This window comes from Bradyrhizobium sp. HKCCYLS3077 (genome assembly GCF_051167555.1).
GTDB lineage: Bacteria > Pseudomonadota > Alphaproteobacteria > Rhizobiales > Xanthobacteraceae > Bradyrhizobium.
In genome coordinates this window covers 455,627-475,864 of sequence record NZ_JBNPTH010000003.1, presented here as the reverse complement: position 1 = coordinate 475,864, position 20,238 = coordinate 455,627, and the positions used below count along the sequence as shown (strand labels likewise).

Annotated in this window: 16 protein-coding genes; 3 read left to right on the top strand and 13 right to left on the bottom strand. The window is 66.4% G+C overall.

Annotation, left to right across the window (positions count from 1 at the left end; all coding sequences use genetic code 11):
* Nucleotides 1-26: 26 nt before the first annotated feature.
* Nucleotides 27-2,987, bottom strand: coding sequence for a pyruvate, phosphate dikinase (gene ppdK / locus ACQR0Z_RS14020; protein WP_434857029.1), 2,961 nt, complete (start codon nucleotides 2,985-2,987; stop codon nucleotides 27-29).
* A 112-nt stretch (nucleotides 2,988-3,099) separates the two neighbouring features.
* Complete coding sequence (locus ACQR0Z_RS14015) at nucleotides 3,100-3,255, bottom strand: DUF3096 domain-containing protein (RefSeq protein WP_006613564.1); 156 nt, start codon at nucleotides 3,253-3,255, stop codon at nucleotides 3,100-3,102.
* A 242-nt stretch (nucleotides 3,256-3,497) separates the two neighbouring features.
* Between ACQR0Z_RS14015 and ACQR0Z_RS14010 the strand changes: the two genes are divergently transcribed.
* Nucleotides 3,498-3,845 (top strand): DUF1236 domain-containing protein, encoded by a 348-nt coding sequence (locus tag ACQR0Z_RS14010; protein WP_434857030.1) that lies wholly within the window; start codon nucleotides 3,498-3,500, stop codon nucleotides 3,843-3,845.
* Between the two features lie 399 nt (nucleotides 3,846-4,244).
* Here ACQR0Z_RS14010 and glyS read toward each other — a convergent pair whose 3' ends face one another.
* The 6 genes from glyS to ACQR0Z_RS13980 all read right to left on the bottom strand — a co-directional run bounded on the left by glyS (nucleotide 4,245) and on the right by ACQR0Z_RS13980 (nucleotide 10,214).
* Nucleotides 4,245-6,350, bottom strand: a complete 2,106-nt coding sequence (gene glyS / locus ACQR0Z_RS14005; protein WP_434918985.1) for a glycine--tRNA ligase subunit beta — start codon at nucleotides 6,348-6,350, stop codon at nucleotides 4,245-4,247.
* A 345-nt stretch (nucleotides 6,351-6,695) separates the two neighbouring features.
* Nucleotides 6,696-7,640, bottom strand: a complete 945-nt coding sequence (locus ACQR0Z_RS14000; RefSeq protein WP_434919315.1) for a glycine--tRNA ligase subunit alpha — start codon at nucleotides 7,638-7,640, stop codon at nucleotides 6,696-6,698.
* A 126-nt stretch (nucleotides 7,641-7,766) separates the two neighbouring features.
* Nucleotides 7,767-7,955 (bottom strand): hypothetical protein, encoded by a 189-nt coding sequence (locus ACQR0Z_RS13995; protein ID WP_434857032.1) that lies wholly within the window; start codon nucleotides 7,953-7,955, stop codon nucleotides 7,767-7,769.
* A 108-nt stretch (nucleotides 7,956-8,063) separates the two neighbouring features.
* Nucleotides 8,064-8,975 (bottom strand): S49 family peptidase, encoded by a 912-nt coding sequence (locus ACQR0Z_RS13990; protein WP_434918984.1) that lies wholly within the window; start codon nucleotides 8,973-8,975, stop codon nucleotides 8,064-8,066.
* Nucleotides 8,976-9,217: 242 nt separating this feature from the next.
* Complete coding sequence (locus ACQR0Z_RS13985) at nucleotides 9,218-9,994, bottom strand: tRNA1(Val) (adenine(37)-N6)-methyltransferase (RefSeq protein ID WP_434918983.1); 777 nt, start codon at nucleotides 9,992-9,994, stop codon at nucleotides 9,218-9,220.
* Nucleotides 9,987-10,214: a DUF2007 domain-containing protein gene (locus ACQR0Z_RS13980; protein WP_434857035.1), complete on the bottom strand. Its 228-nt coding sequence runs from the start codon at nucleotides 10,212-10,214 to the stop codon at nucleotides 9,987-9,989. The genes ACQR0Z_RS13985 and ACQR0Z_RS13980 overlap by 8 nt, the downstream gene beginning before the upstream one ends.
* Nucleotides 10,215-10,316: 102 nt before the next feature.
* On the opposite strand from ACQR0Z_RS13980, the gene ACQR0Z_RS13975 reads away from it, so the two are divergent.
* Complete coding sequence (locus ACQR0Z_RS13975) at nucleotides 10,317-11,327, top strand: polyprenyl synthetase family protein (protein WP_434857036.1); 1,011 nt, start codon at nucleotides 10,317-10,319, stop codon at nucleotides 11,325-11,327.
* Between the two features lie 266 nt (nucleotides 11,328-11,593).
* Here ACQR0Z_RS13975 and ACQR0Z_RS13970 read toward each other — a convergent pair whose 3' ends face one another.
* From ACQR0Z_RS13970 to ACQR0Z_RS13960, 3 genes are all read right to left on the bottom strand, one after another.
* The gene (locus tag ACQR0Z_RS13970) at nucleotides 11,594-12,496 is read right to left on the bottom strand and encodes a 4-(cytidine 5'-diphospho)-2-C-methyl-D-erythritol kinase (RefSeq protein ID WP_434918982.1); all 903 of its coding nucleotides are present in this window, start codon (nucleotides 12,494-12,496) and stop codon (nucleotides 11,594-11,596) included.
* Between the two features lie 163 nt (nucleotides 12,497-12,659).
* Nucleotides 12,660-14,456 (bottom strand): tetratricopeptide repeat protein, encoded by a 1,797-nt coding sequence (locus tag ACQR0Z_RS13965; protein ID WP_434919314.1) that lies wholly within the window; start codon nucleotides 14,454-14,456, stop codon nucleotides 12,660-12,662.
* Nucleotides 14,457-14,701: 245 nt separating this feature from the next.
* Nucleotides 14,702-16,360, bottom strand: a complete 1,659-nt coding sequence (locus ACQR0Z_RS13960; protein WP_434857038.1) for an electron transfer flavoprotein-ubiquinone oxidoreductase — start codon at nucleotides 16,358-16,360, stop codon at nucleotides 14,702-14,704.
* Between the two features lie 306 nt (nucleotides 16,361-16,666).
* Between ACQR0Z_RS13960 and ACQR0Z_RS13955 the strand changes: the two genes are divergently transcribed.
* Nucleotides 16,667-17,485 carry a uracil-DNA glycosylase gene (locus tag ACQR0Z_RS13955; protein ID WP_434919313.1) on the top strand — a complete coding sequence of 273 codons (819 nt, stop codon included), beginning with the start codon at nucleotides 16,667-16,669 and terminating at the stop codon, nucleotides 17,483-17,485.
* Nucleotides 17,486-17,631: 146 nt separating this feature from the next.
* Here the strand turns inward: ACQR0Z_RS13955 and ACQR0Z_RS13950 are convergent, their stop codons facing one another.
* Both ACQR0Z_RS13950 and ACQR0Z_RS13945 read right to left on the bottom strand, forming a co-directional pair.
* On the bottom strand, nucleotides 17,632-19,140 hold the full coding sequence (locus ACQR0Z_RS13950; protein ID WP_434857039.1) for a glycosyltransferase family 39 protein: 1,509 nt from the start codon (nucleotides 19,138-19,140) through the stop codon (nucleotides 17,632-17,634).
* Nucleotides 19,141-19,365: 225 nt separating this feature from the next.
* Nucleotides 19,366-20,208 carry a ribonuclease HII gene (locus ACQR0Z_RS13945; protein ID WP_434918981.1) on the bottom strand — a complete coding sequence of 281 codons (843 nt, stop codon included), beginning with the start codon at nucleotides 20,206-20,208 and terminating at the stop codon, nucleotides 19,366-19,368.
* Between the last annotated feature and the right edge of the window lie 30 nt (nucleotides 20,209-20,238).

Below are 20,238 nucleotides of genomic sequence, written 5' to 3'. Positions count from 1 at the left end.
TCAATTCACGTCAATCACCACAAGCATCACGCCTGGCTGGCGATCTCCTTGCCGAGCGCGGATTGCGCGGCGGCGAGGCGGGCGATCGGCACGCGGTAGGGCGAGCACGAGACGTAGTTCATGCCGACCTTGTGGCAGAACGCGACCGAGGCCGGATCGCCGCCATGCTCGCCGCAGATGCCGACCTTGAGCGTGGGCCGCGTGGCGCGGCCGCGCTCAACGCCGATCTTGACCAGTTCGCCGACGCCGTCGCGGTCGATCGAGATGAACGGATCGATCTCGAGGATGCCCTTGGCGACGTAGGCGCCGAGGAAGCTGCCGGCGTCGTCGCGGCTGATGCCGTAGGTCGTCTGCGTGAGGTCGTTGGTGCCGAACGAGAAGAACTCGGCGGCTTCCGCGATCTGCCCGGCCATCAGGGCGGCGCGCGGCAGCTCGATCATGGTGCCGACCTGGTACTCCAGCTCGGCGCCGGTCTCGCGGATCACGGCCTGCGCCATCGCGTCGATGCGCGCCTTGACGAGATCGAACTCCGCCTTGGTCGCGATCAGCGGCACCATGACCTCGAGGCCGACGGATTCGCCGGTGCGCTTCTCGGCCTCGACCGCCGCCTCGAAGATCGCGCGCGCCTGCATCTCGGCGATCTCCGGATAGGCGATCGCCAGACGGCAGCCGCGGAAGCCGAGCATCGGGTTGAACTCGGACAGCTCACGGGCGCGGTCGGCGAGCCGGCGCGGATCGGTATTCATCGCGCGCGCGACTTCCTCGACCTCGGCCTGGGTGTGCGGCAGGAACTCGTGCAGCGGCGGATCGAGCAGACGGATCGTGACGGGAAGTCCCTTCATGATCTCGAACAGTTCGACGAAGTCGGCGCGCTGCATCGGCAGCAGCTTGGCGAGCGCGGCGCGGCGCTCCTGCTCTTCCTCCGAGAGGATCATCTCGCGCACCGTGCGGATGCGGGTCTCCTCGAAGAACATGTGCTCGGTGCGGCACAGGCCGATGCCCTCGGCGCCGAACTTGATCGCGGTGCGCGCGTCCTCCGGGGTGTCGGCGTTGACGCGCACGCCGGTCTCGCGCACGGCGTCCGCCCAGCCCATCAGGGTGCCGAACTCGCCGGACAGCTCCGGCTCGATCATCGGCATCCGCCCCGCTAGCACCTGGCCGACGGAGCCGTCGATGGTGATGACGTCGCCGGTCTTGAAGGTGCGCGAGCCGATGCTCATCGTGCCCCGGCCGTAGTCGACGCGGATGGTGCCGCAGCCGGAGACGCAGGGCTTGCCCATGCCGCGCGCGACGACAGCCGCATGCGAGGTCATGCCGCCGCGCGTGGTCAGGATGCCTTCGGCGGCATGCATGCCGTGGATGTCCTCCGGCGAGGTCTCGATGCGGACCAGGATGACCTTGCGGCCGTCGGCCTGCAGCTTGGTGGCTTCATCCGACGAGAACACGATCTCGCCGGAGGCTGCGCCCGGCGATGCCGGCAGGCCGGTCGCCACCACGTCGCGCTTGGCAGCGGGATCGATGGTCGGATGCAGCAACTGATCCAACGAGGCCGGATCGACGCGCAGCACGGCGTCGTTCTGCGAGATCAGACCCTCATTGGCGAGTTCGACGGCGATGCGCAGCGCCGCCTTGGCGGTGCGCTTGCCGCTGCGGGTCTGCAGCATCCACAGCTTGCCGCGCTCGACCGTGAACTCCATGTCCTGCATGTCGCGGTAGTGCTTCTCGAGCAGCGTGTAGATCCGCGTCAGCTCCTTGAAGGCCTCGGGCATCGCGACTTCCATCGAGGCCTTGTCGGAGCCGGACTCGATGCGCGCGTCCTCGGTGATGTCCTGCGGGGTGCGGATGCCGGCGACAACGTCCTCGCCCTGCGCATTGATCAGGAACTCGCCGTACAGCTTGCTCTCGCCGGTCGAGGGATTGCGGGTGAAGGCGACGCCGGTCGCCGAGGTGTCGCCCATGTTGCCGAACACCATGGCCTGGACGTTGACGGCGGTGCCCCAGGATTCCGGAATGTCGTGCAGCTTGCGATAGGTCACCGCGCGGGCGTTCATCCAGGATGAGAACACCGCCCCAATGGCACCCCACAGCTGGTCATGCGGGTCCTGCGGGAAATCCTTGCCGGTCTCGATGGCGACGGCATCCTTGTACTTGCCGACCAGCATTTCCCAGTCTTCCGACGAGAGGTCGGTGTCGAGCTGATAGCCCTGGCTGTCCTTGAAGCTGTCGAGGATGTCCTCGAAATGATGGTGCTCGAAGCCGAGCACGACATCGGAGTACATCGTGATGAAGCGGCGATAGCTGTCGAAGGCGAAGCGGCGGTCTCCGGACAGCTGTGCCAGCGCTTCGACCGTCTGGTCGTTGAGGCCGAGATTGAGCACGGTGTCCATCATGCCCGGCATCGAGGCGCGGGCGCCCGAGCGCACCGAGACCAAGAGCGGATTCTCGGGATCACCGAACGTCTTGCCGGTCAATTTGCCGATGTAGTCGAGCGCCTTGTCGACCTGCGACTGCAGCTCCTTCGGATAGGTCTTGTCGTTGGCGTAGAAGTAGGTGCAGACCGAGGTCGGGATGGTGAAGCCCGGAGGCACGGGCAGGCCGAGATTGGCCATCTCGGCGAGGTTCGCGCCCTTGCCGCCGAGCAGATCGCGCAAGCCCGCTTTGCCCTCGGCCTTGCCGTCGCCGAAGGTATAAACCCACTTGTTCGGCTTGATCGCGGTGACCGTGCTCTTTGCTGCGGGCTTCGCGGTCTTGGCCGCAGCCTTCGCAACCGGCTTGGCGGCAACCTTGGCCGGCTTCTTCGGAGCGGTTTTCACTGGCGCTTTCGGCGCCGTCTTCGCAGCAGACTTGGCAGGCGCCTTGGCCGGGGCTTTGGCAGCCGTCTTCAGCGCCTTGCGCGGTGGAGCGAGCGGAGCGGCCTTGGCCTTACCCTGCTTGGAAGGCTTTGATTTCGCTGCGACTTTTTTAGACTTCGCTACCGCTTTGGCCATGAGATGCTTCGATCCGCAAATGGGAGGAGAAATCGCGCGCCTTACACCACTTTGGGCGCTGCGGCGCAAGCACAGAGGTTCCCGACCTTGGGCTGAGGTGCCCCTCGGAAAACTAGAAGTGGAGCCACTTCAGCAGCCCCATGCCGATGAGGCCGTTCAGAATAAGAAAGATCGCGACGATGAAGTTCAGCAGCCGCGGCATGATCAGGATGAGGACTCCGGCGATGACGGACATGATCGGCGAGATATGGGCAACGGTCAGGTGCATCCGCGAACTCTGAATGGATTGAAAGAGGAGGTTGGGCGATTCGATCGGGCGGGACCTTATCCCGGCTGATCGTGGCGGAATAGGAGACGCGCGGCGCGGGTTCCGGTTCCCAACAGCGAGGAACTGCCGCGAAAATGCCCAGTGTTCCCGTGGGAACGATGGCTGAAGGGCAGCATTGGGGAGCAGGTACCCGGCGCGTGCCGGTCTCTCACTTGGCGGATCAACAGCAAGGAGTCCCGCTCATGCGAACCCACATCACCCTTGCCGCTCTCGTGGCTGCCGTCGTGATCCCGGCGGCCGCGCAGGCGCAGTCCACCACCGTCGGACGCGGCGTCGTCGTCGAGGAGGACGCGCCTCTCATCACCGTGGAGCGGCGTCCGGAATTCCGCGAATACGTCGTGCGCGAGCGTGTTCCCAACTATGTGATCCCTGATCGCGTCGTTGTGGGGACCGTTCTGCCGGAGTCGGGTGTTACATATTACGACGTTCCGCAGCGCTTCGGTGCGACACCTTATCGCTACACGGTGGTGAACGGCGAAACTGTTCTGGTCGAGCCGCGATCGCGGCGGATCATTCAGGTGGTTGAGTAGTTATAGAGACGCATTTGGTCGCCAACGCCCCCGCAAGCGGCCAGATGTAAAGGCCCTGCCCGGTTCCCCCCGCCGGGCGGGGCTTACTTTTTTGGCGCTGTCATAGCTTAGCTCGTCATCGCGAGCGCAGCGAAGCGATCCAGGGGCGACACTGACAGTCTGCCTCCACGGCCCCTGGATTGCTTCGGCGCAAGAGCGCCTCGCAATGACGCGTGTGGCAGGCCTTGTCACCGTCACCACAGCTGTCATCGCCCGGCTCGACCCGGCGATCCCGTACGCCGAGACGACTGTGTGTCCACCGAAAAGCCGCGGCGTACTGGATTGCCTGCCTGCGCCGGCATGACAGCGGAGTTCGAGCCACAGACGTCATCGCGAGCGCAGCGAAGCGATCCAGGCTGCTCAGCCCTCGATCTTCGAGAAATCCGCCACCGCGCGGGTGGCGCTGCGGATCTCGTTCAAGAGCTTCAACCGGTTCTCGCGGATCGCGGCGTCGTCGTCATTGACCTTCACCTTGTCGAAGAACGCATCGACCGCCGGACGAAGCTTCGCCATCGCGCTCATCGCCGCGGCGAAATCCTCCTTGGCGACGGCAGCGCCCGCTTCGGCAGCCACCTCGCCGATCGCCTTCGCCAGCGCCTTCTCCTCGTCGAGCTTGTACAGCGCCGCGTCGGCAGCGCCCTCGAATTTGCGCTTGTCCTTCTTCTCCTCGATGGCGAGGATGTTGGAGGCGCGCTTGGTGCCGGCGAGCAGGTTCTTGCCGTCGTCGCTGTCGAGGAATTTGCCGAGCGCCTCGACGCGGCGGACGACCATCAACAGATCATCCTGGCCGCCGAGCGCGAACACGGCGTCCACGAGATCGTGACGCGCGCCCTGCTCGCGCAGTTGGACTTTTAGGCGGTCAGCGAAGAAGGAGAGCAAATCGGCCGTGAGCTTGTCAGGCTCATGCGCGCTCTTCACCTGCAGGCCCGTCAGCGCGGAAGCAGAGACTTGCAACAACGACAGGCGCAGCACATTCTCGGTGATCAATCTGATCACACCCAGCGCCGCACGGCGTAGCGCGTACGGGTCCTTCGAGCCCGTCGGCTTCTCGTCGATGGCCCAGAACCCGACCAGCGTATCGAGCTTGTCGGCCAGCGCCACCGCCACCGCAACCTTGTCGGTCGGCACGCGATCGCCCGGCCCCTGGGGTTTGTAGTGCTCCTCGCAGGCCGCGGCAACCGACGCGTCCTCGCCTTGGGCGAGCGCGTAGTACCTGCCCATCAGGCCCTGCACTTCCGGAAACTCGCCGACCACCTCCGTCAAGAGATCGGCCTTGGCGAGCTTTGCCGCACGCGCGGTCTTCGCGGCATCGGCGCCGACCAGCGGCGCGATCTCGGCGGCTAGCTTCTCGATCCGAGCAATACGAGCGGCCTGCGTGCCGAGCTTCTCGTGAAACACGATCTGCTCGAATTTCGGCAGCCGGTCTTCGAGCTTCGTCTTGAGGTCCGTCTCGTAGAAGAACTTCGCATCCGACAGCCGGGCGCGGATGACGCGCTCGTTGCCGGCGATGATGGTCTTGCCGCCGTCGGTCGCCTCGATGTTGGCGGTGAGAATGAATTTTGGCGCGAGCCCGCCAGTCTTGGGGTCGCGCACCACGAAGCATTTCTGGTTGTTGCGGATGGTGGCGCGGATCACTTCGCCCGGAACCTTCAGGTACTCCGGATCGAACGAGCCCATCAGCACCACCGGCCATTCGACGAGGCCCGAGACCTCGTCCAGCAACACCTGGTCCTCGACCAGCTCATAGCCTTGCGCGAACGCCAGCTGCTTGGCGTCGGTGACGATGGTGTCCTTGCGGCGCTGCGGGTCGAGCACGACCTTGGCGTCGAGCAGTTTGGCCTCGTAGTCCTCGAAGCGGCGCACGGTGAACGCAGCCGGCGCCAGGAAGCGGTGGCCATAGGTGGTCTGCCCGGCCTCGATGCCGTCGACGGCAAAGCTGACGACATCGGGCTCCTCGGTCTCCAGCCCGAAGGTCGCGGTGATCGCGTGCAGCGGCCGCACCCAGTTCAGCGCGCCCGGCTTTTCCGAGCGCTTGCCCCAGCGCATCGATTTCGGCCACGGGAAGGTGCGCACGATCACCGGCAGCATCTCGGCGAGCACGTCGAGCGTGGCGCGGCCGGGCTTCTCGATCAGCGCGACGTAGAAATCGCCCTTCTTCGGATCGCGCTGGATCGTCGCCTCGTCGAGCGAGGACAGGCCGGTGGCCTTGAGGAAGCCCTGGATCGCGGCGTCAGGGCCGCCAACGCGCGGACCCTTGCGCTCCTCCTTGAGGTCCGCCTGCCGCGCCGGGATGCCGTGCACGGTCAGCGCCAGCCGCCGCGGCGTCGCGAACGCCTTGGCGCCTTCGTAGACGAGGCCCTCGGCGACGAGCTTGTCTGTCACCATGCGGCGCAGATCGTCGGCCGCCTTGGCCTGCATCCGCGCGGGGATTTCTTCGGAGAACAGTTCGAGGAGAAGATCGGGCATTAGTTGAACTCGTTGGCAGGGCTGGCGCTGCTGCGCCCCCCTCCCCCACGCCGCAATCGCGCAGCGATTGTCGGCAGCGGGGAGGGGGTGGGGGTGGGGGTCGGCGCGCGCTGAAGGTGGTGATGAGCGTCGTCAGGACTGACGAGGACTTTGTTGTGGGCGATCGAGCGCGCGGCTTGATGCAAAGGCGTGTGGCGCCCCATCAGGCATATCGCCCGGGGACCCCCACCCCCGACCCCTCCCCGCAAGGGGGAGGGGGGCAGAGGCACCGCGTGTGTTGCGACATTCGACGGCACGACAGATCTCGATCCGAACCAAAAATGAGGAAGGCTTCAGCGGGCTTGCTCAGCCAGCTGTTGCAGCCCCCGCCCCGCCCGCTTCCGTGTGCAGCCACGCCTCGCCGCAGGCTTTCGCCAGCTCACGCACACGCAGGATGTAGCTTTGGCGCTCGGTTACGGAGATGACGCCGCGGGCGTCGAGCAGGTTGAAGACGTGGCTGGCCTTGATGCACTGGTCGTAGGCCGGCAGCGCCATCAAATGTTCTTTGCGGCCCTCGCCCCAGCCGGCGTCGAGATATTTGCGGCAGGCGCCCTCGGCCATCTTGAACTGCTCGAACAGCATGTCGGTGTCGGCATGCTCGAAATTGTGCCGCGAATATTCGCGCTCGGCCTGCAGGAAGACGTCGCCATAGGTGACCTTCTGATCACCGTCCCGGCCGTTGAAGTTGAGATCGTAGACGCGGTCGACGCCCTGGACATACATCGCCAGGCGCTCGAGGCCGTAGGTCAATTCGCCCGCGACCGGCGCGCATTCGAAGCCCGCGACCTGCTGGAAATAGGTGAACTGCGACACCTCCATGCCGTCACACCAGCACTCCCAGCCGAGGCCCCAGGCGCCCAAGGTCGGGCTCTCCCAATCGTCCTCGACGAAGCGGATGTCGTGCACGGCGGCGTCGATGCCGATCGCGGCGAGCGACTTCAGGTACAAGTCCTGAAGGTTCGGCGGCGACGGCTTCATGATCACCTGGAACTGGTAGTAGTGCTGCATCCGGTTCGGATTCTCGCCGTAGCGGCCGTCCTTCGGCCGCCGCGACGGCTGCACATAGGCCGCGTTCCACGGCTTCGGCCCGAGCGCGCGCAGGGTCGTCGCGGGATGGAAGGTGCCGGCGCCCATTTCCATGTCGTAGGGCTGCAGGATCACGCAGCCCTGCTCGGCCCAGAACCGTTGCAGGGCCAGGATGAAGCCCTGGAACGAACGTTCGGGGCGCATGTGCGGAGGCAGCTCGTCCATCGTCGGCATCGGTCTTTCGCGCAGGTCTGAAAAGCGCGCGGACCGTATCGGCGAGGGCATCAGGAATCAAGGCAATAGGCCGATGACGGCGGCCTCGTCAGCCGCCGATTCGAGGCGCGGACGAGGTCAGACCGGCCGGTAGGCGCCGGTGACGGGATCGCGGCGCAGGGTCTTGATCTCCGCCGGAGCGGCCTCGGCGACGCGCGACAGCCGCGCCTCTTCGAGCTCGTGATTGATCTTCTGCGCGGTCCTGTAGGCCCAGCGAACCACGGCAAGCCCGCCCAGCATTCCCGCGAAAGCAACGAACGGCGGCATTGGTCGATCCTTGTTCATGAGGAGTGCCACCCCCGACTCATATTGTCGCTCATCCGTGTTCCCCTCGCAATCCGGATTGCGAGGGGCGAAATGACGCGAAGCCGGGCTCTAGAACCCGAAACGGGCCCAGATTGCGCGGGTTTCGGCGGCGGAGATCAGCTCCTCGGCCAGCCCCGCCCAGCCGCCTCCGAGTGCAACGCTGCCGGCGCCCCCCGGGGAGCGGCGGCCGAGCAGGCCCGACAGCAGGCCCGCGGCCGGCGCCACCACGGGCATCCCCACCTTGTCGCCGAAGCGCGCCCGCAGCACCGAGCGCAGATCGCCGATGGCATCCGCCAGCCCGAGCGACACGGCGGTATCGCCGGCCCAATATTCGCCGGTGAACAGCACGTCGTCGGCGCCCTTGAGTTTCGTGGTGCGGCTCTCCTTGACCAGCGAGATGAACAGCGCGTGGATCTCGCGCTGGATCTTCTTGAGCCGCGCCACGTCATCGGGATTTTCGGGCAGGAACGGATCGAGCATCGCCTTGTGCTCGCCGGCCGTATAGAGCCTGCGCTCGATGCCGATCTTCTTGATCAGGTCCTGCAGCCCGAACGAGCCGCCGACCACGCCGATCGAGCCGACGATGGACGAGGGATCGCAGAAGATCTCGTCGCCCGCGCAGGCGATCATGTAGCCGCCGGACGCCGCGACGTCCTCGACGAACACCAGCACCGGCAGCTTCTTCTCGGCCGCGAGCTGGCGGATGCGCAAATAGATCTGGCGCGACTGCACCGGCGAGCCGCCGGGCGAATTGATCACCAGCGCCACCGCCTTGGCGTTGCGCATCGAGAACGCACGCTCCAGCATCTTGGCGACGCCGGCAAGCGTCAGCCCGGGACGCAACGGCGTCACTGCGCCGATCACACCGGACAGGCGGACCACGGGCACGACCGGCGCACCGCGCAGCCTGGCCGGGAGCAGCGCCTTCAACCGATCGAGCGGCCCCTCTGCAGCGGCAGGTTGTGTCAAATTGTCCACCATCCAGTTACCTCGAATTTACCATTTTTTATCGCCCCACTGCCATTCAATGGGCTGGAACGCGCCTTGCTATGCCCTGGGCAATGGCACGGCGAGCGAAGTTGCAGAGTGCGGCGGAGGAATCCATGAAGGTCTACCTGTTGATGCTGCTGATCGGTACTCTCTTGACTGCGATCCGTTTCACGGCGGTAACCGAACGCCAGTCCGAGGCGCAGACGCAGTAACGCGCGACCCCGATCACCCGTTCAGGGAGCCGGCCAAGGCCAGCTCAAGGCCAGCTCCCCCTTCCCTTCCAGTACGCGTCTCGCGTCCTCATTCGGCACACCTGTTGCCTCATTCAGCACCACGCTTGCGAGAATTTGCGTCGGCGCCCGGCCTCCCTTAACGGCCCGGACCAGGATACGGATTGCCGGCTTTCCGGCTTGGCCATGCACCGGCTGCAGCACCAGGCTGCCGAAGCCCCGCGCCAGCGCCGCCAGCACCTCTGACAGCCCATCCGCCCGCCAGATCAGCGTCAGCGCTCCTCCCGACTTCAGCATCCGCCGCGCCGCATGCGTCCAGGTCTCCAACGTCGTCCCGGTCGCCATATGCGCCGTCGCGCGCGCCTGATCCGGCGAGGCGCGATGCCGCGCGGCATCATGGAATGGCGGATTCATCAGCACGACGTCGACGCTGTCGGGTCCGAGCCCGGCGGCCGCAAACGCCGCCGCGTCAGCGGCGACGTCCAGCACGGCCACGTCCGCCTGCAGATCGTTGGCATGCGCATTGTCGCGCGCGAGGCCGGCAAGATCCGGCGCGCGCTCGACCAGGGTCAACGCAAGCCCGCCGACGCGCCGCGCCAAAGCAAGCCCCGCGGCCCCTACGCCAGCACCGAGATCGACCACGCGATCACCCGGACGGGCGGCCGTGGCGGCGGCCAGCAGGATCGCATCGTGGCCGGCGCGATGGCCGCGCGTGGGTTGGCGCAGGCGCAATTGCCCGCCGAGAAAGGCGTCCTCGGTGAGGTCGGCGGCGTCACTCATCCGGACGCAATTCATGCGCGAGCCCGGCCTCGGTCAGCAGCCGCCGCGCCTGCAGATTGTCGTCCTCGTGCACCAGGATTCGCCGCGGCAGGATGCCGAGTGAGCCCTCAATGATGCTCATGTTCTGGTCGAGCACGAGATGGTGGATGTCGGCGCCGTCCAGCAGCGCCCCGACTGCCGAAACCAGCACGATGTCATTGGTCCGAACCAATTCCTTCAATCGTTATGTCTCCGTGCAGGTCAAGGTTCCGTGTCCCGCCCTTGCCGCCTGCGGCCGCAGTTTCTATTGTCGATCCCTAGGATAGCAAAATTGGAGACCAGCGTGGCGGTTATCGTACCTTTCGAAAGTCCATCGGGCGCTTCGATCGATGGGCTGGTCGGTCTGGTCGCGGCCGACATGGAACGAGTGAACGCCACGATCATTTCGCGGACCGGCTCAGACGTCACGATGATTCCGGAGGTCGCCAATCATCTGATCTCCTCGGGCGGCAAGCGGCTGCGGCCGATGCTGACGCTCGCGATGGCGCATCTCACCGAGTACGGCGGCGACGGTCACGTCAAGCTCGCCGCGGCCGTCGAGTTCATGCACACCGCGACGCTGCTGCATGACGACGTGGTTGACGAAAGCGAAATGCGCCGCGGCAAATTGTCCGCGCGCATGCTGTGGGGCAACGAGGCCAGCGTGCTGGTCGGCGACTTCCTGCTCGGCCAGGCGTTCCGCATGATGGTCGAGGTCGGCTCGCTGCGCGCGCTCGACATTCTCTCGGCCGCGGCCGCCACCATCGCCGAGGGCGAGGTGATGCAACTCGCCGCCGCCAAGAACACCGCGACCACCGAGGACGAATATCTCGCCGTGATCCGCGGCAAGACCGCCGAGTTGTTCGCCGCCGCCTGCGAAGTCGGCCCGGTGCTCGCTGATCGTCCCAAGGCCGAGCAGACCGCGTCGCGCTCCTTCGGCATGAATCTCGGCATCGCCTTCCAGCTCGTCGACGACGTGCTCGACTATGGCGGCAAGGCCGCCAAGCTGGGCAAGAATGTCGGCGACGATTTCCGCGAGGGCAAGATCACCCTGCCCGTCGTGCTCGCCTTCCGCCGCGGCAGCGACAGCGAGCGCGCGTTCTGGATCAAGTCGCTGGAGCGCGGCGAGATCAACGATCATGATCTCGACCACGCCATCGGCCTGATGAACAAGCATCGCGCGCTGGAAGACACGATCAGCCGCGCGCATCACTATGGTGCGATGGCGGTGGATGCGCTGGCGCTGTTCCCGGCGTCACCGATGAAGACGGCGCTGGAGCAGGTGGTGGCGTTCTGTCTGGCGCGGTCGCATTAGTTCGCGGGGGTGCGTCTCCACCCTATGGTGTCATGCCCGCGCAAGCGGGCATCCAGTACACCGCGGCTTCTCGTGGACTCACGATCGTCTCGTAGTACCGGATAGCCCGGTCAAGCCGGGCGATAGCAGCGGTGGTGAGGCGACCAAACCTGCCACACGCGTCATTGCGAGGCGCTCTTGCGCCGAAGCAATCCAGGGGCCGTGGAAGAGACTGTCCGTGTCGCCCCTGGATCGCTTCGCTTTCGCTCGCGATGACGGCGGAGCAGCTAACTCAGCGTGCCCGCGTGCACCCACCACTCCGGATGCGCGGCGGCGATCGCAGCACCCGCCGCCTTCGCATCCGCCTCGCTGCCATAGATCGCGAAGCACGTCGCGCCCGAGCCCGACATCCGTGCCAGCAGCACGCCCGTGCTCGCACGCAATGCCTCAAGCACGGTGCCGATGACCGGCTCCACCTTCAGTGCTGGCGGCTCGAGATCGTTCTTCACCTGATCCAATGCGCTGACCCAATCGCCGATTGACGAGCCAGCCTTCGGCCAGGCCGGCGCAGCGAGCACGTCGGTCACCCCGACCAGCAGATCACCCGGCTTCAGCCCGAGCGCCTGGAACACGTCCTTGGTCGCGACCGGCACGCGCGGATTGATCATCACACAGGGAAGAACCGGCAGCGCGAGCGGCTGAAGATTCTCGCCGACGCCAGTCATGGTGCAGGCGCGCGAGGGCACGCAGACCGGCACATCGGCGCCGGTCTTCAGCGCCACCGCCTGCAGGCGCGGATCATCCAGCGCCAGGCCGTTCAGCGTCGCCAGCAGCCGCAGCGCGGCTGCTGCATCGGCCGAGCCGCCGCCGATGCCGGCCGCCACCGGCAGCACCTTCTCCAGGGTGAACGCGCCGAGCTTCAGGCCCGGCACGGCCTCCGCCAACAGCCGCGCCGCCTTGAGCACGAGGTTGTCCGACGTGTCGCCGCAGGCGTCCGCCAGCGGCCCGGTCGTGGTCAGCGTCAGCCCCTCGCCCGGCAGCAAGGTGAGCTGGTCGGCGCAGTCGGCAAACGCGACCACGCTTTCGAGATCATGATAGCCGTCGACGCGGCGGCCGACGACGCGCAGCGTGAGATTGACCTTGGCGCGGCCCTGCTCCTGCAGCGCGCCGGTGACCGTGGACGCCAACATCGGCGCAATGCCCCCAAGCTCTTCGGTGGTGGAGATCTGGTAACGCGACCGGCCCGGGACGAAACGCCCGCGGCCGTCACCACCACACCTTCATCAAAATCAATCCGGGCTCCCCGGCAAGCCGAGGAGCCCGTGATGGCTCTCACATCGTGATCGGTAGGACCTAACCGCCCTTGCCGTCGTCCTTCTTGGCGTCGGCCGGCGTGTCCTTGGTATCGTTGCTGGCCGCCGCAGGCGCCGGATCATCGGCCAGGCCGTTCTGGATCTTGGCCTCGATCTTCGGCAGCTCTTCCGGCTCCGGCTTCAGGTCGCGGGCGTGCGCCCACTGAAACTTGGCTTCCAGCTTACGGCCGATCTTCCAATAGGCGTCACCGAGATGGTCGTTGATGGTCGGATCCTCGGGCTTCAGATCGATCGCGCGCTCGAGGTTCTTCACCGCCTCTTCGTAATTGCCGATGCGGAAATAGGCCCAGCCGAGCGAGTCGACGATGTAGCCGTCGTCGGGGCGCTGCTCGACGGCACGCTTGATCATCTTCATGCCTTCGTCGAGATTGACGCCCTGGTCGATCCAGGAATAGCCGAGATAGTTCAGCACGTGCGGCTGGTCGGGCTGCAGCTCGAGCGCCTTGCGCATGTCGGCTTCGGCCTTCGGCCACTGCTTCGAGCGCTCCAGGCAGATGCCGCGATAGTAGTAATAGACGCTGTTGGCCTTGTCGTTGTTGGCGGGCAGCGAATCGACGCCGAGCGAATAGGTCTTGGCGCAGTCGGCGAACTTCTTGCGGCCGCGCTCGATGTTGCCGAGCGCCATGATGGCTTCGAGATCCTTCGGATCCTGCGCGATCACGTCCTTGAGGATCTTGATCGCCTCGTCGCTGCGGTCGGCGGCATCGAGATCGGTCGCGAGCTGGATCTGCGCGTTGCGCTTCAGCGGCGAGCTTGCCGGCACCCGCTCATACACCTTGATCGCCATCTGCGGCTTCTTCACCGTCTCGTAGAGATCGGCGAGCGACAGCAGCGCCAGCGGATGATTCGGCTGCAGGTGCAGCGCGAGCTGCAGATAGACCAGCGCGAGGTCCTCGCCGCCGCGGCGGCTCAGGGTGGCGCCGATGCCGTACAGCGCCTCGGCGGCGCCGGCCTGCGGCGAATCGACCAGCGGCGGGATCTTCTTGCCGGCCTTGGTGTCGCGCAGGCCTTCCTGCACCAGCGGATGGCGCGCGAGCTTCTTGTCGAAGGCCTCATAGATCGCGGTGGCGGAGGCCGCGTCCTTGTTGCGCGACAGCCAGTGCGCATAGGCCTCGGTGATGCGCAGCATCGAATCGTCGAGCTTGTAGGCGCGCTCGAAGCGGGCGCCCGCTTCCTTCTCCTTGCCGGCGAGTTCGAGGATCATGCCGGCATGAAGGTCCTTGAACAGCGGGTACCAATCCGGACCGGTGAGCTTGTCGATGTTGGCCACGGCGCCCTTGGCGTCGCCCGCGCCGGCCGTGGCCCAGGCCGACAGCAGGGTGGCGACGAGGTCGGTGATCGGCCCGCGCACCGACTGGTTGATGTTGTTCTGCGCGGCCGCGTATTTCTTCTGCTTGATGTCCTGCACGCCCATCACGAGACGCGCGATGCGGTTGGACTTGTCGACCGCAAGCACACGCTCCGCGAGCTTCACGGCCTCGTCGATGTCGCCGTCGGCGACCGAGGAGATGAAGGCGCGATCGAGCAGCTCGTTGTTCTTCGGATCGGTGCGCAGCGCGGAGCGGTAGAACGCCGCCGCCGAGGCCGCGTCGCGCTCCACGCTGGCGTGGCGGGCGGCGAGATAGCTGCCCGAGGTGGTGAGCGACTTCAGATCGACGCTGGTCGGAAACTTCGCGGTGTTATCGGCCGGGTGATCCGGCGTCTGTGCCAGAACGGTACCGGGAAGCAGCAAGGCGGCAACGGCAATTGCGGTCCAGCGATTGCGAATGGATAACATCACGGTGCGCTCTGGTTGTTGGAAATGACGGATCGGCACGGACGAGACCCCGATCGGCAGCTCTTCAGCACGCCGACAATGCCGCGTTTGGCGGCCAACCGCAAGGATTTGCAGGATATTCGGGTCAGCCGGAAGCCCCTTTGGCAAAGCTGACCTGCGTCAAACCGCGCCAGTATGGCCGTATCGTGACCGGCCGCCCCTCCCGGGGCAGCCGACTCACGCAATCGTGCGCAAAAAGGCGCGACTTACATCGCCTCGTAGTTCGGGCCGCCGCCGCCCTCCGGAGGAACCCAGGTGATGTTGCCGTTGGGGTCCTTGACGTCGCAGGTCTTGCAGTGGACGCAGTTCTGCGCGTTGATCACGAAGCGCGGGCTCGCGCCGTCCTCGACCCATTCGTACACGCCGGCCGGGCAATAGCGGTTGGACGGCCCGGCATAGACGTCGTGCTCGGAGCTCTTCTGCAGCGCCATGTCGGCAACCTTCAGGTGTACCGGCTGGTCTTCCTCATGGTTGGTGTTCGACAAGAACACCGAGGACAGCTTGTCGAAGGTCAGCTTGCCGTCCGGCTTCATCGCAGGCTTCGGCTGGTGCGCCTTGGCGGGATCGAGCGTAGCGCGATCCGGCTTGACGTGCGACTGGGTGCCGAACAGCGAGAAGCCGAGCGTGTTGCACCACATGTCGAAGCCGCCGAGGACGACGCCGAGCACGGTGCCGAACTTCGACCACAGCGGCTTGACGTTGCGGACCTTGAACAGGTCCTGCCCGACCGGCGAATCCCGCCAGGCGTTCTCATACTCCACCAGTTCGTCATTGGCCCGGCCAGCGGCGAGCGCGGCGTTCATATGCTCGGCCGCGAGCATCGCGCTGCCCATCGCATTGTGCACGCCTTTGATGCGCGGCACGTTGACGAAGCCGGCCGCGCAGCCGATCAGCACGCCGCCGGCGAACGACAGCCGCGGCACCGACTGATAGCCGCCCTCGGTGATGGCGCGCGCGCCATAGGCGAGACGCTTGCCGCCCTCGAACACCTCGCGGATCGAGGGATGCGTCTTGAAGCGCTGGAATTCCTCGAACGGCGACAGATAGGGATCGTCGTAGTTCAGATGCACGACGAAGCCGACCGCAACCAGATTGTCGTCGTAGTGATAGAGGAACGAGCCGCCGCCGGTCTTCATGTCGAGCGGCCAGCCGAACGAATGCTGGATCAGGCCCTTCTTGTGCTTGGCGGGATCGATCTGCCAGACTTCCTTGAGGCCGATGCCGAATTTCGGCGGCTCGCTCTTAGCGTCCAGCGCGAACTTCGAAATCAGCTGCTTGGAGAGGCTGCCGCGCGCGCCCTCGGCGAACAGCGTGTACTTGCCGAGCAGCTCCATGCCGCGGGTGAACGAGGCCTTGGGCTTGCCGTCCCGGCCGATGCCCATGTCGCCGGTGGCGATGCCGCGCACCGCGCCCTGCTCGTTGTACAGCACCTCGGTCGCAGCGAAGCCCGGATAGATCTCGACGCCGAGCGCCTCGGCCTTGCGCGACAGCCAGCGGCAGACATTGCCGAGCGAGCCGATGTAGCAGTGATGGTTGTCCATCAAGGGCGGCATCGCGAAGGCCGGCAGCGAGACCGCACCGTTCTCGGTCATCCAGTAGAACTTGTCGACCTGCACCTGCGTCTTCAGCGGGCAGTCGTCATCCGTGCGCCAATCGGGAATGAGCTTGTCGAGCGCGGCCGGATCGATCACGGCACCGGACAGGATGTGCGCGCCGACCTCGGAGCCCTTCTCGACCACGACGACGTTGAGATCGGCATTGAGCTGTTTCAGCCGGATCGCAGCCGTCAGGCCCGAGGGGCCTGCGCCGACGATCACGACGTCGAACTCCATGGATTCGCGCTCGGGTAATTCTTCGGTGCTCATGTCTCTCGATCTCAAGGCCCGGCTGGTGCAGTGGATGTGGCCCCTGCCGCCCCCTGGCGCAAGCAAAGGTCAAACCCGAGAGCTGCAATAGCGACAATGACTTAACTAGGGTTCCTCAAGGCGTTCGCGTTTCGCTGGAGGTGGGTCCTGAGGGGAGCGAAGGCGGCCGCCGGAACACTAGGGCGTTCCGTCCCTTTTTTGGGTTATTCCAAGCTCTTGTTTCCGATTTTTCGGGGCAGGACAACCACGTAAATGCATTCCGCCATGCGCCGGGACAGCGTAGACTGTCTTGAGTTGACGATCATGATGACCCCCGAGCCCCTCCCCGACATCCGCCAGCTGCTCGCCTTCTATCTGGAGGCCGGGGTCGATTGCGCGCTCGCGGACGAGCCGATCAACCGGCTGGTCGAGCCAGAGCCCGCGCCCGCGGCTGCGCCGGTCGCGCAGCAGGCGGCTGCGCCGCAGGCCGGCCGGCCGGGCGCGCCGGCGATCATTCCGCCGCGCGGAGAACCGCCGCCGCCTCCGGATGCCGCGATCGCCTCGGCGCGCGAGGCGGCGCGCACGGCGCCTACGCTGCAGGCATTGCGCGATCTCCTGGAGAATTTCGACGGCTGCGCGCTGAAACAAACAGCATCGCGGCTGGTGTTCGCCGACGGCAACCCGGAGGCGCGCATCATGCTGGTCGGCGAGGCACCGGGCCGCGACGAGGACATCGAGGGGCTGCCCTTCGTCGGCCGCTCGGGCAAACTGCTCGACCGCATGATCGGCGCCATCGGGCTCGATCGGACGAAGGTGTACATCGCCAACGTGATTCCGTGGCGGCCGCCCGGCAACCGCACGCCGACGCCGCAGGAGACGCAGATCTGCCTGCCGTTCATCCGCCGCCAGATCGAGCTGGTCGATCCCGACGTGCTGGTGACGCTCGGCAACCCGTCGACCCAGGCGCTGCTCGGCACCACCGAGGGCATCATGCGCGTGCGCGGCAAATGGCGCGAGTATGATACCGGCAAGCGCACCATCCGCGCGATCGCCACCTTCCACCCGGCCTATCTGCTGCGCTCGCCATCCTACAAGCGGCTGTCCTGGCAGGATCTGCGCGCGGTCGCGACGGTGCTGGCGGTTTGAAACGCCTCTCTCCGCGTCATTGCGAGCGAAGCGAAGCAATCCAGAGTCTCGCTCACGACTCTGGATTGCTTCCGCCGTCGCCCTCCGGGCTATGGCGGACAAGTCGTCGCAACTGCTCCTCGCAATGACGGAGAACGTGGATAGCCCTACGTCCCCTTCGGCCGCACGATCGCCCAGCCGATGCGCAGCACCGGCTGGCGGCCGTTGATCAGCCAGTCGAAGCTACGTGGCACTTCCGGCACCAGGCCGGGGAAGCGCTGGACCAGCTCCGGCGGCGGCGTGCCCGCGGTGTCGGAGGCGCGCCAGACCACGATGCCGCCGGTCTCGGCGAATTTCGCCGGCGTGATCCATGGCGTCCGCTGCGGCGTGGCGTCGAGCAACAGATGCGCGCGGCGGCGGCCGAGGGCAACGAGGCTGGCGAGCCGCGGATCGCCGGCGACCGCCTGCAGCCGCTGATTGGTGCGGCGCTCGAAGCTCTCGACGAAGAAGCGCGAGATGTCGCGGGCCGGCATCGAGGTGGCGACCTCGCCGTCGCCGGTCAAAGGCTGCACCACGGCATTGCCGGCGACGAGGATGGCGGGCGCGGCGACCGCGGCCGCCCAGACCACGCGTAAGAGGCGCTGCCGGCGCAGATAGATCAGGTCCCCGGAGGCGACGACCAGGGCCAGCCCGACCATGGTCAGGCTGACCGCGGTGCCGCCGAGCACGCCAGGAAGACCGAACAGGCCGGAGATCAGGCTGCCCGCGAGCGCCGGTGCGATCGCGAAGCAATAGACGAAGTCGCGGGCGAGCGGCGGTACGGAACGGCGGTAGATGATCGGCGCCTCGGTATCGCCGCGGCTGACCCAGGAGGCATCGAGCACGACCAGCAGCAGCATCGCGGCGATCGCCAGCAGCAAGCCGCCGACGAGCGCAAGCCAGTGCCAGCCGCGCAACGAGAGGTCCGCGAGCAGCGGCAAGGCCGGCAGGCCGACGCTGTCGGAGCGCAGCACGAAGATCAGGTAGGGCAGCGCCAGCGCCAGCACCACGAGCAGCGCGAACAAGGGATCGAACGAGCGCAGCACGCGGCGGCCCTGCGCGGTCGAGACCACGAAGCCGGCGAGCAGCAGCAACAGGAAGGCGGCCGCTGGCGTGGTCAGCAGCAGCAGCCCCGCCTCGATCGACCAGGCGAACCAGGCGTTGCGCCGGCCCTGCCCGAGAATCCGCCAGCTATGCAACAGCAGCAGCGCCCACAGCGGCCGTGCCAGCACCTCGGGACCGAATTCGAGCGTGGGCGCGCCGAACGCGGTGATGGTCATCGTGAGCAGCACCGCAAGCACGGCCTGCTGGCCGCCGACGATGGCACGCGCCAGGAGATAGATCACCCAGAGACTCAGCGCCGAACACGCCACGGCCAGCACATAGACGCCGAACAGATGGTTGCCGGCGATGCGGTAGGCGATGTCGGACAGCCAGAACGACAGCGGCGGCCCGAGATCGGTGCCGACCTGGTACTCACGGCCGAAGGCGATCGCGGTGGCGAGCTGGCCGGGCGGGCTGCGGTAGAACAGCACGGCAAGGCCGAGCCACATCAGGGCCTGGCAGAGCACCACGATGACGACGACCAGCCGCGGTCTTGCGCGGATCAGTTCGACAACCAGGGACGTGAAACGCATGAACGGCTGGATCGCTTAGCTGGGATCGCTTTGAAGCTGGGATCGCTTGGGACGTCGGGGATGCCGGCAGGACCGCCCCTCATGCGCAGCAGCCTCGCTGTCCGACGCCCGCAATCGATACCGCACGACTGGGCGCACAACACCGCCCCCGCTGCGAGGAGTGACACTTCGTGCTGGCTGGCTGCCTCAAGCTTTAAGACCGTGGCGCGGTCGAGGCAACCGGCATCAGGTGCCAAGCGAGATTTCGGTGGACGTGACCAGCGTGATCTCCGCGAACAGATCAGGCTCGGGCTCGACCGCCAAAGGCTGATGCTTCTGCCGGGCCGCCACGACCGGGGCAAACAGGCTGCGATGATGCACCGAGGGGCCGAGCCGGTCCAAGGCGGCGAGATGATCCGGCACGCCATAGCCCTTGTGCTGCTCGAAGCCGTAGCCGGGGCAGTCCTGCGCCAGCGCGCACATCAGCCGGTCACGCGTGACCTTGGCGACGATCGAGGCCGCCGCGATCGACATCACCAGCCCGTCGCCGCCGATCACCGCCTCGCAGTTGCAACCGACGTCGATACGGTCGCGGCCGTCGACGAACACGTGCTTCGGCGCCTCCGGCAGCGCCTTCACCGCGCGCGACAGCGCCCACAGCGACGCCCGCAGAATGTTGTCGCGATCGATTCGCGACGGCGAGGCGAAGGCAACGGCGAAGGCCGAGGTCTTGCAGATCTTGTCGAAGAGAATCTCGCGCTGCTCGGCGGTCAACCGCTTGGAATCATCGAGCCCCTTCGGGATGCGGTTGGGATCGAGAATCACCGCCGCAGCCACCACCGGTCCTGCGAGCGGACCGCGGCCGGCCTCGTCGCAGCCTGCGACCGGCCAGATGCCCTGCTTCAACAGCGCCCGCTCGCGCCGAAAGCTTGGCGGGGCCACCGCGATGACGCCCTTGCCGAGCTTGGCGCCGGCCTTGCTGGCCGCGCCCGCCCTGGTCGCGGCCTTCGCAGCGGCGCTCTTCTTCGCAGCACCGGCCGCTTTCGCCCTGCCCGGCTTGTTCGCTTGGTCCCGAATCATGGCCGGCATCGTGCGGAACGAGCCAACGCAGCGCAACCG

Coding starts and splice junctions, on each gene's coding strand:
- ppdK (WP_434857029.1), bottom strand. CDS start 2,987: ATGGCCAAAGCGGTAGCGAAGTCTAAAAAAGTCGCAGCGAAATCAAAG.
- ACQR0Z_RS14015 (WP_006613564.1), bottom strand. CDS start 3,255: ATGCACCTGACCGTTGCCCATATCTCGCCGATCATGTCCGTCATCGCC.
- ACQR0Z_RS14010 (WP_434857030.1), top strand. CDS start 3,498: ATGCGAACCCACATCACCCTTGCCGCTCTCGTGGCTGCCGTCGTGATC.
- glyS (WP_434918985.1), bottom strand. CDS start 6,350: ATGCCCGATCTTCTCCTCGAACTGTTCTCCGAAGAAATCCCCGCGCGG.
- ACQR0Z_RS14000 (WP_434919315.1), bottom strand. CDS start 7,640: ATGGACGAGCTGCCTCCGCACATGCGCCCCGAACGTTCGTTCCAGGGC.
- ACQR0Z_RS13995 (WP_434857032.1), bottom strand. CDS start 7,955: ATGCCGCCGTTCGTTGCTTTCGCGGGAATGCTGGGCGGGCTTGCCGTG.
- ACQR0Z_RS13990 (WP_434918984.1), bottom strand. CDS start 8,975: ATGGTGGACAATTTGACACAACCTGCCGCTGCAGAGGGGCCGCTCGAT.
- ACQR0Z_RS13985 (WP_434918983.1), bottom strand. CDS start 9,994: ATGAGTGACGCCGCCGACCTCACCGAGGACGCCTTTCTCGGCGGGCAA.
- ACQR0Z_RS13970 (WP_434918982.1), bottom strand. CDS start 12,496: ATGTTGGCGTCCACGGTCACCGGCGCGCTGCAGGAGCAGGGCCGCGCC.
- ACQR0Z_RS13965 (WP_434919314.1), bottom strand. CDS start 14,456: ATGTTATCCATTCGCAATCGCTGGACCGCAATTGCCGTTGCCGCCTTG.
- ACQR0Z_RS13960 (WP_434857038.1), bottom strand. CDS start 16,360: ATGAGCACCGAAGAATTACCCGAGCGCGAATCCATGGAGTTCGACGTC.
- ACQR0Z_RS13955 (WP_434919313.1), top strand. CDS start 16,667: ATGACCCCCGAGCCCCTCCCCGACATCCGCCAGCTGCTCGCCTTCTAT.
- ACQR0Z_RS13950 (WP_434857039.1), bottom strand. CDS start 19,140: ATGCGTTTCACGTCCCTGGTTGTCGAACTGATCCGCGCAAGACCGCGG.
- ACQR0Z_RS13945 (WP_434918981.1), bottom strand. CDS start 20,208: ATGCCGGCCATGATTCGGGACCAAGCGAACAAGCCGGGCAGGGCGAAA.